The sequence below is a fragment of the Chitinophagales bacterium genome (assembly GCA_020635995.1).
Taxonomy (GTDB): Bacteria; Bacteroidota; Bacteroidia; order Chitinophagales; family UBA8649; genus JAFMKE01.
Genome location: JACJYS010000005.1, coordinates 134,691 through 147,854, shown reverse-complemented (window position 1 = coordinate 147,854; position 13,164 = coordinate 134,691). Strand labels below are relative to the sequence as shown.

General features: G+C 31.1%; 14 protein-coding genes. 9 read left to right on the top strand and 5 right to left on the bottom strand.

Annotated features, from left to right (window positions below; all coding sequences use genetic code 11):
• The first annotated feature begins 213 nt into the window (after positions 1–213).
• The gene (locus H6578_09120) at positions 214–549 is read left to right on the top strand and encodes a hypothetical protein (GenBank protein MCB9227310.1); all 336 of its coding nucleotides are present in this window, start codon (positions 214–216) and stop codon (positions 547–549) included.
• Positions 550–580: 31 nt separating this feature from the next.
• The gene (locus H6578_09115) at positions 581–781 is read left to right on the top strand and encodes a hypothetical protein (protein ID MCB9227309.1); all 201 of its coding nucleotides are present in this window, start codon (positions 581–583) and stop codon (positions 779–781) included.
• Positions 782–810: 29 nt separating this feature from the next.
• On the opposite strand, the gene H6578_09110 is transcribed toward H6578_09115, so the two are convergent.
• Entirely contained in the window at positions 811–3,213 is a 2,403-nt protein-coding gene (locus H6578_09110) for a TonB-dependent receptor (protein MCB9227308.1), read from the bottom strand.
• Positions 3,214–3,282: 69 nt separating this feature from the next.
• Positions 3,283–3,831: a hypothetical protein gene (locus tag H6578_09105; protein ID MCB9227307.1), complete on the bottom strand. Its 549-nt coding sequence runs from the start codon at positions 3,829–3,831 to the stop codon at positions 3,283–3,285.
• 96 nt (positions 3,832–3,927) lie between these two features.
• Between H6578_09105 and H6578_09100 the strand changes: the two genes are divergently transcribed.
• Positions 3,928–5,712, top strand: coding sequence for an acyl-CoA dehydrogenase family protein (locus H6578_09100; protein ID MCB9227306.1), 1,785 nt, complete (start codon positions 3,928–3,930; stop codon positions 5,710–5,712).
• A 99-nt stretch (positions 5,713–5,811) separates the two neighbouring features.
• The gene (locus H6578_09095) at positions 5,812–6,036 is read left to right on the top strand and encodes a hexameric tyrosine-coordinated heme protein (protein ID MCB9227305.1); all 225 of its coding nucleotides are present in this window, start codon (positions 5,812–5,814) and stop codon (positions 6,034–6,036) included.
• A gap of 90 nt (positions 6,037–6,126) precedes the next feature.
• Here the strand turns inward: H6578_09095 and H6578_09090 are convergent, their stop codons facing one another.
• The gene (locus H6578_09090) at positions 6,127–6,363 is read right to left on the bottom strand and encodes a DUF2442 domain-containing protein (GenBank protein MCB9227304.1); all 237 of its coding nucleotides are present in this window, start codon (positions 6,361–6,363) and stop codon (positions 6,127–6,129) included.
• Between the two features lie 654 nt (positions 6,364–7,017).
• Positions 7,018–7,767 (bottom strand): cyclase family protein, encoded by a 750-nt coding sequence (locus tag H6578_09085; GenBank protein ID MCB9227303.1) that lies wholly within the window; start codon positions 7,765–7,767, stop codon positions 7,018–7,020.
• A 118-nt stretch (positions 7,768–7,885) separates the two neighbouring features.
• On the opposite strand from H6578_09085, the gene H6578_09080 reads away from it, so the two are divergent.
• Positions 7,886–8,227: a type II toxin-antitoxin system RelE/ParE family toxin gene (locus H6578_09080; protein MCB9227302.1), complete on the top strand. Its 342-nt coding sequence runs from the start codon at positions 7,886–7,888 to the stop codon at positions 8,225–8,227.
• A gap of 1 nt (position 8,228) precedes the next feature.
• A complete protein-coding gene (locus H6578_09075) occupies positions 8,229–8,555 on the top strand; it encodes a helix-turn-helix transcriptional regulator (GenBank protein ID MCB9227301.1) in 327 nt (108 codons plus the stop codon).
• An 11-nt stretch (positions 8,556–8,566) separates the two neighbouring features.
• On the opposite strand, the gene hemW is transcribed toward H6578_09075, so the two are convergent.
• Complete coding sequence (hemW, locus tag H6578_09070) at positions 8,567–9,688, bottom strand: radical SAM family heme chaperone HemW (protein ID MCB9227300.1); 1,122 nt, start codon at positions 9,686–9,688, stop codon at positions 8,567–8,569.
• Between the two features lie 98 nt (positions 9,689–9,786).
• On the opposite strand from hemW, the gene H6578_09065 reads away from it, so the two are divergent.
• The 3 genes from H6578_09065 to H6578_09055 are packed head-to-tail and all read left to right on the top strand — an operon-like array spanning position 9,787 to position 13,121.
• Complete coding sequence (locus H6578_09065) at positions 9,787–11,547, top strand: BamA/TamA family outer membrane protein (protein ID MCB9227299.1); 1,761 nt, start codon at positions 9,787–9,789, stop codon at positions 11,545–11,547.
• Positions 11,547–12,350, top strand: coding sequence for a DUF4271 domain-containing protein (locus H6578_09060; protein ID MCB9227298.1), 804 nt, complete (start codon positions 11,547–11,549; stop codon positions 12,348–12,350). Before H6578_09065 ends, H6578_09060 begins: the two co-directional genes overlap by 1 nt.
• A gap of 30 nt (positions 12,351–12,380) precedes the next feature.
• A complete protein-coding gene (locus H6578_09055) occupies positions 12,381–13,121 on the top strand; it encodes a uroporphyrinogen-III synthase (protein MCB9227297.1) in 741 nt (246 codons plus the stop codon).
• Positions 13,122–13,164: the final 43 nt, after the last annotated feature.

Below are 13,164 nucleotides of genomic sequence, written 5' to 3'. Positions count from 1 at the left end.
TGCCACGACTTGGAGTTGTGGCACGAGTGTAATACTAATTGGTATCATTTTTTTGCCATTTATCTTTACGCCATGGTGCGTGTCTCACGCAACAATTTTGTAAATTTAAGTGTGGTTTAGAGTCCTCTATGAGAGACCCTAAACGGAAAAAATGCTAATCTTTGACCCAAATGGCAACCATAGGTCTTTTTATCCAAATGTAAAATTTAACTTATGAATTATCAATTATTACAACAATATAATCTTAACTTTTATAAAAGAAATGGTAGTAGACATACTTTTTTAATAACTAATGGACATCCTGAATTATCAACGTTTTTAATGAGAATAGGAGAAGATGAAGATATATTACTTGATGGAATAGCTTTATGTGATCTTTATTTATCTGGTGGAAGTACTCCAGATGACAATATTGGTGGTCATTTTGGGTCGGCTATTGTATCACCAAGTGGTATATATATATATGATAGTAATAGCCCTGAAATAGTAATACCTACGCAAGATTTCAGGGATATATTGCAAATGTGGTATGATTTTATTAAGAGTTAAAACCAAATCATTTAAAGAAACATAAAACAAAATGCCACAACAAAATACACCCATAGTAGCTCGCAGGTTTTATCCAGCATTGAGCTCGGTTATCAGTTTAGATAAAATTCCAGATGAATTGGAGTTTATCAAAGATGGCCTAGATAAGTTGTTTGATAAAATATACTTTAAGGATTTGCAGTATAGCAAAAGCCCAAGGGGTGATGCTAATAAAAAAGTTCCGAACTTTTAGAAAGTTCGGAACTTTGGTTTTGTATTATCCTAAAACATAGTTTTAGCAGTAATAATAAAATTTCTACCCGGAGCAGAAACACCGGAACTATAAGTACGGTATCTTATATCTGTTAGGTTTTCTATACCTGCACTTATCATAAAATACTTGTTAACTTGGTAGCTTCCTTTAAAATTTAAGGTGTACCACCCCGGAGAATAAGCACGCCCCACATCATCTATAGCATAAATTTCTGTTTTGCCTCTTTCCTCCATTGCCAGTTGGTCGTTAAACAAACCGCCTGAATACTGTGCATTTAACTCCAACAACAAACCTTTGTATTTATACTTTAAACGCGAAACACCAAACCATGGTGCTGCATGACGTAGCGGACTTAAATCGCCATTATCTAATTCTTCTTTTCCTTTTTGAATATTAACATCGGAAGAAACATAGAAATTTAAAGGCAATTTCACTTCTATACCAGCTTGAATACCCCAAACATAGGCTTTAGCCGCATTTTGTATAGCTTGCACTTGACTTAATGTGCCTTGGTACATAATACTATCTTCGCCATTAAGCGTAAAATCTCTACGAACCATTGCATTTTTTAATCGGGTGTAATATCCTGTAATGTCAATTTTTACTCTATCGGCAAAAATTTTGGTTAAACCCAAATCAACATTATAAGCATATTCCGGTTTCAAACCTGGATTAGGCACGGTAACAGCACCCGGTTCTGAATCAAACACTTTGCCTATATCATCAACATTTGGAGCTCTAAATCCTGTTCCAAAATTGGCATGGATAACAAAATCTGACATGGGTTTATATGCCAAACCTAAACTACCCGACAATGCTCCTTTACTAATTTTAGCTTCTGTAAAAGGAAAGGAATAAAAGCTGGTATCAAATTTTGAATCAATGATAACATGATTGTATCTCAAACCCGCTGTTAAAGTTAATTTAGGCAATACTCTGTATTCATCAGTTATGTACAAACCTACACTTTGCCAGCTTGACTGCGGATACCTTGCAGGACCTGCCACTGTTTCATTGGTGCTTATGTCTGTTATTTCTCCTGTAGATTTTACTTTGTCATAAACATACTCCACACCATAAAATAAGGTGTTTTTCTCTTTTATTTTTTTCACTAAATCTAAGTTTACAGAGTAAGCATTTACCTTCTCGGCATTTGTAGTTCTATCATCTTTATTTAAAGAACGGTCTATACGGCTTTCTTCAAACAACTGATGGGCAAAACGAAACGCCACCTTATCAAAAGCAACCGTTGCTTTGCTATATTCAATAGATAACATATTCATCATCCATTTTTGAGGGCCATAATCCCACTCGGCATAGCGTGGTAAACCATTACGCATACGGTTATGTCTATCATATCTACCATAAGAAGATGTAGCAGAATAATGAAAACCATATTGAATATCTACATATTCCGTAGGCTTATAACGCACTTTTTGCATAATATTAAACTGAGAATATGCCGTAGGCACTTGTAGCAGTTTATCTTTTTGCGTTACCACCACATCTTGGCTGTCTATTCTTTCTACATGATAGGGCTTAACATACTCATCCGGGCCTTTGCTTCCTTGTCGTAAATCGTCAAAATCTGAATAAGAAATACTGGTAAGCATAGCCCATTTTTTAAAACCTACATTTACATCAAAATGTCCTGTTTTTTCAGTATTAGCAGAAGCAAAACGAAATAAAGCACTCCCATTTACATTTGGTTTATCATCTGTACTTAATTGTGGCGTTAGTGTTTTAAAAGCCATAACACCACCTATGGCATCGCTACCGTACATAACAGAACCGGGCCCAAAAAGCACTTCTAAACTTTCTGTAGAGAAATTATCTAAATTGATAACATTTTGAATGTTTCCTCCTCTAAAAATAGCCGTATTCATTCTCACACCGTCCACCGTATAAATAAGCCTATTGGTAGCAAAACCTCTAATCATAGGGCTACCGCCACCTTGCTGGCTTTTTTGAATAAATACTTTACCGCTTGTAGCCAACATATCTGCAGCTGTTTGTGGATTTTGCAAAGCAACTTCTTTCATGTCAATTTTCTCAATTTTAACGGGAACATCTCTAATGTCTTGCTCCCATTTAGAAGCACTTACCACTACACTTTGCAAATTAAAAGCCGATTCATTTAACTGCAAATTGAAGTTTTTAGCACTAAGCTTAGTGTATGAAGTCCTTATTGTTTCATAGCCAAGCATACGCACTTCTATTTTTTCTACTCCTTTAAAAGCCGAAATATCTGCTTTACCGTTTTTATTGGTAGTTACGCTTAAATTAGGCGTATGACTGGAAACCGTTGCCATTTCCAATGGCTCGTTTGCATTGTTTTTTATTGTTATTGTTTGTGCGTTTGCCATAACTATACTACATAGTACAGCAAACCACACCATTATATTTTTCATAAATTTTATTTTGGTATTAATAAATAATTTGTGCCTATGAAAAAGACACATTCTATATCAAAAAATAATTTACGAAAAACGAGGTGGAGGACCTTCTATATCTAAATAAACTAAAGATAATTTTTGAGCATAAAACCCTATTTTTTCCAAATGAATATTAGGGTAGCATTGATAAATAAAGGAAATATGACTACAATAAAAACCGTTGATAAAATTATTTAGCCTTTTATTGCTATTTTCTTGGTCGGCATTATTAGCATAAAAATCGTTTAAATGCTTTCTGAATTTTGCATTTAAAGCTGTTTCTTGTTTATCTGGAAAACAGATATACGTAACCAAATTTCCTACTGTATCGGCTTTAACTATATCATACATTTTATGATTATACTCAAACTCTCTACTGTGTTCCCATTCTAATTTTTGAAACGCTGCATCATTCATATCAAACTGAAAATGAACCAGTTCTTTTAATGGAATACCGGCTATCATCATCTTTTTTACTTCTCTTTTTATTTTCTTCTGTTGTATATTGTATGAGAAAATAAAAAGCAATGAAGGCATTAACATACCTACCAATAGCAGCAAAGCAATTATATGTCTAAATTTATTTTTCAGCAAATCAAAGATAATAGATAAAATTATTTTAGCTCATTAAAAATACAATGCAAGCATTGCATTATTTTATTTATCTTTGCCTAAAATAAGAATATAATTATGGTAAAAGGTTGCTCATTTATAGAAAAAGCAGGTAATTACAAAGAAGCTTTTGTTCCGGAAGAATTTACTGAAGAACAAAAAATGATTAAAAAAATGATTATTGATTTTTGTGTACAAGAAATACAAGAACCAATGACCAAAAGAGGAAAAGAGCTTTATGCTACTGATGAAAATGATAGAAAAGAAGTAGAAAGAATATTAGAAAAATCTGCCGAATTGGGTTTGTGCGGTGTAGCTATAAGCGAAAAAAGAGGTGGAATAAATTTAGATTTTAACACCGGATTAATTTTTTCCGAAGCTACAGCACAAGGTTTTTCTTTTGCTACAACCATAGGAGCTCAAACTTCAATAGGCTCATTGCCAATAGTTTATTACGGCACTGAAGAACAAAAAGACAAATATTTGCCAGGTGTAGCTTCTGCACAATTAAAAGCATCTTATTGTTTAACAGAACCCGGTGCAGGCAGCGATGCTAACTCAGGCAAAACTAAAGCCGTGCTAAATGAAGCCGGCACACATTATATGCTTAACGGACAAAAAATGTGGATTACCAACGGTGGATTTGCCGATTTATTTATTGTTTTTGCCAAAATAGATAATGATGAAAAATTAAGTGCTTTCATTGTAGAAAAAGCTTTTGGAGGAATAACACTTGGAGCAGAAGAAAAGAAAATGGGTATAAAAGGTTCTTCTACTGTTCAGGTATTTTTTAACGATTGCCCTGTACCCAAAGAAAATTTATTAGGCAAAAGACAAGACGGATTTAAAATAGCTTTAAACATATTAAACTCCGGTAGAATAAAATTAGCGGCAGGCACTACAGGAGGAAGCAAATTTGCCATAAATAAGGCTGTAGGATATGCTTTAGAACGCAAACAATTTGATACAGAAATAGCCAATTTTGGCGTTATTAAAGATAAAATTGCCACTATGATGGTCAACACTTTTGCTTGCGAATCGGCTGTGTATCAAGTAGGTAGAAATATTGACTTAAAAACAGAAGAACTTAAAGCCGGTGGAAAAACAGAAAGCGAAGCCAAAGTGGAAGCTTTAAGAGAATTTGCGGTAGAATGTTCAATTTTAAAAGTAAAATCATCGGAAAATACCAATTTTGTGCTGGACGAAACCATACAAATATTTGGTGGCATGGGCTACAGTGTAGAAAGTGGTATAGAAATGGGCTTTAGAGATAACCGAATTACCCGAATTTACGAAGGCACTAACGAAATAAACCGTATGCTTTCTGTGGCAGAATTAACAAAAAGACACTTAAAAACTAAAGAAATAAATTTAGTAACAGCAGGCAAAAAAATACCAAGTTTACTATTGTCAAACGCTATGCCTTTTAGCGAAGCTAATGAAACAAAAATGATAGCCAATTTAAAGGCTGCTTTCTTATTATTATCGGCAGATGCGGGCAAAACTTTAGGCAAAAAATTGGTAGATGAGCAAGAAATTGTAATGAATTTATCAAGAATTTTAGCAGAAGGATATTTAGCAGAAGCTATGTATATGCGGTATTTAAAGCTAAAAGAAAATAAGCTGGTAAGCCAAGATAAAATTGAAGCTATAGAAAGTATGCTTAAAGTATATTTGTACGATGCTTTAGAAATAGTGCGTAAAGCAGGAAATGAAATTATAGACGCTTACGCCACAGGTTTCAGCAAATCTACCAACAGATATTTATTGGGACTGCTAACAAAACGTTACAACATAAATGTAAAAGACGAACGCAGAAAAGTAGCTGAATTTGCTTATAAGCAGAAAGGTTACGGGTTTTAGTTAATGTGGTAATGAGATAATTTCAACTACAATAAAAGATATTCTTATCTTTTATTTAATTATCTTTGTTTTTTATCAAAATTTTTAAACGTAATCAGTATGGATATTTGGTTGAAATCTCTGCAAACGGCTACACCTCAAGAAGGTTTTGAATTAGCTATTAAATTATCAAGAATGGGCGTAAAATACACTCAACCCGATGTAGAAAAACTACATGAGTTGAGACCCAACTATGCCAATAATGCCGATAGCTTAACTGCGGCATCGCAAGTAGTGGCTGTAAATTTTCAAACAGTAGCTGCGGCTAATAATTATTGGAAATAAAGTGAAGAAATAAGGTAATGAGATAATTTGGAAATTATACCAATCTTTGTTAACACAAAATAGTCTAATCTATTTTGTGTCGGTATAAATTTAATCTAATAAATTTTCAACCAAAATATCTTCATCAAGTTCTTCCCAATGTATTCCTTCTCCATTTCCTATAAATCTCCAATTTTCTAATTGAGCTAAAGAAGCATTTCTGAGAGAGGAAAACCATTCTAATGGAACAGAAAGTTCTCTACCGTCTTCTAAAAAAATAATCATTTTAGTATCTGTAAATGAAACATTTTTTGCGTTGTTAGATTTTTTAATTGTTAAAATACTCATTCCATTTTTGTTTAAATAAATCTATGTTATTTGTTGCGACTATCCGTTTTTATACCAATAATTTATGCTTTAAGATAGCATCTTGGGACGTTTAAGTAATTTTAGTTACAGTTTGTATCCTTTTTACCTTTGTCTTGACACAAAGGTAACCAAAGGTCAAGACTGTAATCAAAAATACTAAAATGCTATAAAACAGACGATGACAAATTAATGTATGCTCAATTTTAGTTTTCCTAAAGTATTTTCACTCGTGGGAGCATACTAATTTGTCTGTTTACTGTTTTATAATTTCATTCATTGTGGATGTCTGTTTTACACCATTTCTTAACGTATTTTTGATTAAGGTCAGGTAAAAGTGCACCTTAAGTTTGTAAGCGGGGCACCCATTAACCGAAAACTCCGTAAAAAATTAAACTGTTTGAAGAACGGAGTGATGAGTTTTTGATTTTTAGGAGTTGAGGTTATAATGGGTCGCTGAAAACTTAGTGCGATTCTTTTGTAACTTTTCTATTAAAGAAAAGTTAATGTAAAATACTTCATAGGTATCTTTACGGATAGTCATATTATTTGTTGCAAGTATGGCATATATCTATATTAACCGTTTTGCACAAATTAGTAAATTATTCTCAAAATATAAAATTAAACGTAGAATTATTACAAAACCTCATAAACAAAAACACTACTTGGGCTGGCATCCATTGCCACAGGTATTGTTTGAATATTTATAAAATATAAACCGTCATTAATTTCATTTGGTACAAAAACCATTTCTGTTATAGTGCAGTTTTTTCTTATTGCCTTGCTTGGGTAGTTCCAAAAAGCTTTGTGAGCCAGTAGCTTGCCTTCATCTTCTTCTCTATCTACGCTGGGTAGGTCTATTAAAAAATGTTCTATTCCTTTTTCTACTAAATATTCCATAGCTTTATAATGAATATATGGTGGGTTTGTGCCACTCCAATCTCGTTTTTTATCTTCAATTTTATTAGGTAGCGTGCGTATAATTATAGCTTTAGCATTTGTATCTATACTCAGGTTTTGCAGTTGTTCTAAAGTAATTATTTTATCTGCGTCTATTTCTTTAGGTTTAATAGTTATTAATTGAGCTAAATGAAAACTATTTTTTAGGCAATCTTTTATAAAGAAAGGTTCTTTACTTATGTGTCCTACACATTCTGTATGCGTGCCATTGCCGTGAGGGTTAACAAATATATTTTTGAAATTTAAAATTCCTCCTTCATCAGTGCTACCTACAAAAGTATCAGTACGAACAGGCTCAATATTAAAATTGGGAGCATAAAACGCTTTGGGCAAATTAGGTGTGTTTTGTAAACTGAAACTTATGTTTATGCCTTTGCTTAAATCTGTATGGTAGGTTTTGTTTCCAAATGTTATGCTTGTTTTCATAGTAGTGTAAAAGTATTGATAAAGTTTTAAAATTTTAAAAGTATAAGGAATATTTGCTAATCTTTCTCATTTAAAGGTTTCAATATTTAGAAACTTTTAATTATCTTTGTATGGCGTAGTGAGATTTTTTAAAACAGAATTTTTAGAAGAAGCGGAAAGGTTTATAGCTAAGCTTGATAGAAAATCAATAAAAAAGATTTTTTATAACATTGATTTAGCTGAGCAAACTAACGACCCCAAGCTTTTTAAAAAACTAAAAAATGAGATTTGGGAATTTAGAAGTAGATATATGGGAAATCAAAACAGATTATTAGCTTTTTGGGATAAAACAGATTCAACTCAAACACTTGTTTTAGCAACTCACGGATTTGTGAAAAAAGATCAGAAAATTCCTCAAAAGGAAATTGATAAAGCGGAAAAAATTAGACAAGAATATTTTAAAAAGAAAAGCCATAAATAAGATGAAAAAGAAGGGAATGAAATCATATTCGCTTGCCGAAATGAAAGATAAATATATAGGTAAAGTTGGAACAAAAGAACGAGATGATTATGAATATGAACTTCGTATGGATGTTTTGGGCAAGATGATTAAAACTGCAAGAAAAGAGCGAAATTTAACACAAGAGCAATTAGGCATACTTGTGGGGGTGCGAAAGTCTCAAATTTCAAAATTAGAAAGTAGTGCAAATAGTGCAACTATTGACACAATTTTAAAAGTTTTTAAAGCTTTAAAAGCCGATATAAATTTTAAAGTAAAAATTGAAAATGAGTATTTACAAATAGCTTAAAATCAGTTTAATCACACCTCAAAAAACTCGGCTGCAATACCATCGGTATAAAACATTCCTTTTTTGCTAATGCTAATTTTATCTTCTTCAATATTTAACCATTCAGGATTTATTTTAGCTAAATTTTCATTAAAACTAAGCTCAAAATCTGAAAATTTTGCCTTTAATTCATTTAAGTTAACACCCCATTGGATTCTTAAAGAAGTCATTATATATTCGTTATACTTTTCTTTTTCGCTTAGTTCCTCTTTTTCAAATAGAATAGTATTGTTTTTTAAAGCATCAATATACTTTTTAATATTTGCTATATTCCATTGCCTTGTGCGTCCGTTGTAAGAATGTGCCGCAGGTCCTAAACCCAAATAATTCTTATTTTGCCAATAAGAAGTGTTGTGCAAAGAGAAATTATTGTTTTTGCTTAGGTTAGAAATTTCGTAGTGTTGCCAATTATTTTCCGTTGCCCAGTTTTGTAGATAAGTAAAATCATTTAGCGATTGCTTATCACTAATATTTTTTATTTTCCCTTTTCTAATTAAAAAATAAAGCGGTGTTTTTTCTTCTACGGTAAGTGCATAACACGATAAATGATTAATATTAAAACGTTTTATTTGTTGTAAATTTTGCTGCCAATTGCTACTGTTTTGGTTGGGAATACCATAAATTAAATCTACACTTAAATTTTTAAAACCCACATCCTCGGCATTTTTTAGGCAGTTAGTAGCTTCTTTTGCTGTGTGAGCTCTGTTCATTAGTTTTAAATCTTCATCAAAAAAAGACTGAATACCTATGCTAAGTCTGTTTATTCCTATTTGTTTTAATTCTTTAAGTTTGTCTAAAGTTAAATCATCGGGGTTGGCTTCTAAAGTTATTTCTGCATTATTTTCTACACTAAAATGGCTATTTATTTTATTTAGAATTTTGTTTAAATATTCACTTGGCAAAATAGAAGGCGTACCACCACCAAAATAAACGCTATTAATTTTTTGGTTTAATAAATAATCTTTTTGAAGTTCAATTTCTTTGATAATAGCTTTCAAAAAATCTTCTTGAAAAAAATTAGAAGTGCTAAAGTAAAAATTGCAATAGTTGCATGCTTGCTTACAAAAAGGTATGTGAATATAAATGCCTGCCAATGAATTAGATTAAAAAAACAAAAGCAAAATTAAAAGTTAAAAAACTTCATTACGTACTTTTGGAAATAAATTTTAAAGTAGAGAGTTTAAATACATAGTTGAAAAAAATTCTTACATATTGTTTTAGCTTGGTTTTTATGTTTGCTTTTTCGCAGCAAAATTATACCTTAAATGTAGAGTGGGTAGATACTGTGCCACAATTTAAGTATAAAGTAAAAGAAATGCATAAAACAGCACAAAGCGTTGAAGATGAGTGTGCTGAACTTGTTTATAAATTGAGAAATTTGGGCTATGCCACAGCATCTTTAGACACTTTAGTTAAAGATTCATTAGCATACACAGCTCATGTTTTTGTGGGCAGTAAATTTGAAATTAGCGGCATACAAAATGGTAATATAAAAACTAAATTTTGGAAAAAACATAAAAGTAAAGTGCTTAAAAATCCGAAACTTGAAGATATTGTAGCCTTTCAAGTTAGTATTTTAAAAGAATATGAAAATAATGGCTGGGCATTTGCACAAGTATATTTAGATGAAATAGCAATAGATAAAAACAATAGTTTTTCGGCAAAAGTATTTGTAAATAAGCATGATAGTATAATTATAGATTCTGTAGTGGTTCATGGCGAAACTAAAACAAAATCAAAATTTATGCAACGGTATTTAGGAATAATGAAAGACGATATTTTTAGCCAGAAAAAGATTAATAATATTTCTAAAAAAATTAATCAACTTCCTTATTTGTCAGAAACTGAACCGTCAAAATTGTATTTCAAACCCGGATATGTAGATGTACATTTGTATTTAAGAAAACAAAAAAGCAATCAGTTTAATTTAATTTTGGGCGTATTGCCCAATAACCAGCTAACTAATGGCAAAAAAGTAACCATAACCGGAGAGGGAAAACTGCATTTGCAAAATCAATTTGGTGTAGGAGAGGAGCTTTTTGCAGAGTTTAGGCAAGTAAAACCCCGCACCCAAAATTTAGATATAGAACTTTCTTATCCTTATTTTATTAATTTACCTTTAGGTATTTACAGCAAATTTAATTTGTACAAAAACGACTCTATTTTTGTAGATATAAAACCGGAAGTTGGCGTTATGTATCAGTTTGGAGGTTTTAATCGCTTAAAAATGTTTTATAAAAATAAAACGTCTAACATACTTAATGCCGATACAAGCGAAATTAAATCTACAGGACTTTTGCCCGCAGTTTTAGATATAAGAAACAATCAGTATGGTTTATCATTAGAGCTTCAAAAATTAGATTATGTACTAAATCCCCGAAAAGGATATGACATAGATATATATGGGCAAGTGGGCATAAATAAAATAAAAGTAAACCAAAGTGTAGCCAATTTAATAGCTTATGATGGCAAGCCATTAAGAAACCAATATGATTCGCTAAAATTAAATAAAGTAAATTATACTTTAGGATTTTCAGTAAGTGGATTTATACCGCTGCGAAAAAGATGGGCATTTTTGCTAAGAAATGAAAGTGCATTTTATATAGCTAAAAATGTATTGACTAACGAAAAATTTAGAATAGGTGGCTACCGACATTTAAGAGGCTTTGATGAAGAAGCCATTTATACACCTTATTATAGTATCTTTACCACCGAAATAAGATTTTTACTTTCAAAAAATTCATTTTTTAATATGTTTTCAGATATAGCACTGGTAGAAGATGAAAGATATGGTGCAGGATATGTAGATGTGCCTATAGGTTTTGGGGTAGGAGTGGCTGTAGAAACAAAAGCAGGTATTTTTAATTTAAGCTATGCTTTAGGAAAAAATTTGAACAATAAAATACAGTTTAGAAATGGCAAAATTCATTTTGGGTTTGTAAGTTTATTTTAATGAAAATACTTTTTACCTTATTATTTTTCGTTTTTTCTACATTTACTTTTGCACAAAATAGCAATGTAGAAATAGACAGTTTGCAAAACGATAGCATAGTACTATTATATGATTCATTGCCGGAATTAATATTTTTTAATCCCAATAAAATAGAAAATCATACTTCTAAAATTTCTACTTATAGGCAAAATGAAGGCGTAAATAAAATAACACAAGCACTTATACTTGTTCTGTTTTTTGCATGGTTTGCCACTTGGTATAAAGAGCTGTTTACATCTTCATTTAAGTCTTTGTATGATTTTAATTTTAATCATCAATATTTGCGAAGCAAAAAAAATTCAAACTTTATACCTTTAGTTTTAATAACCTTGGTTTTAATATTGTTTTCCGTATTATTTATTAAAAACAATATTTTGCCCAGCCAAAGTCTGTGGTACATTTTTTTATTTGTAGCACTACTTGTTTTATACGATATAATAAGCAATTACATTTTCTTATTTTTTTCGCAAGCCAATGTTATGCAATTAATACAAAATAGTTTTTTAAGTTTTCATGTAGTAATGCTTTCCGTATTAGTAGTGTTGTACTTTGTGGCTAATGTAGATGTGCACAATATTCAAAAAATTACAGCATACATTTTTTGTATTTCAATAGTGCTTTTAAGTGTGTTAAGATTAGTGAGAGCCTACTACTTGTTAATAACAGAAAAGGCAAAGGTATTTAATTTGCATTTTTTTATTTATCTTTGCACATTCAAAATAATGCCGTTTATAATACTCATAAGCATATTTTTGAATAAATAGAAAAAACAAACACTACCGATAATATCAATTATGAGCAAAATTTCTAAAATTTTAGTTTCTCAGCCAGAGCCTCATCCACGGTCGCATTACTTCACTATAGCTGAAAAACATAAATTAAAAATTGAGTTTGTTCCTTTTATAGAAATAGTAAGTGTTACCAATAAAGAATTTAGAAAGCAAAGGGTAGATTTAAACACATTTCCTGCGGTTATATTTACAAGTAGAAATTCAATGGATTTTTATTTTAAAATGATGGAAGAAATGCGAGCCACCATATCGCAAGAAACAAAATACTTTTGTGTTTCAGAAGCTATAGCTTTATATCTTCAAAAATATATACAATATAGAAAAAGAAAAGTATTCTTTTCAAATGGCAATTTTGAGGATTTTAAAAGACTTATAAAAAAACACAAAAACACAGGAAAGTTTTTAGTGCCTTGTACAGACATACGAAATGATGAATTAGCAAATTACTTAAGCCAAGAAGAATTTAACTATACAGAAAGTGTAATGTACCGAGCAGTTAATGCCGATTTAAGCGAAATGGCAATAAATGATTATGATATGATAGTCTTTTTTAGTCCAACAGGTGTTCAATCATTATTAGATAATTTCCCAAAATATAAGCAGGGCAATACTTTAATAGCTGCTTATGGTTCTACCACCCACGAAAAAATAGAAGAATTAGGTTTGCGTTTAGACCTACAAGCACCTACCGAACAACATAGGTCCATGTCTATGGTAATAGAAAGTTATTTTGATAGAAACTAAAAAATTAATAAAACTATTTTAACTTTGGTTTGAATATTTATTA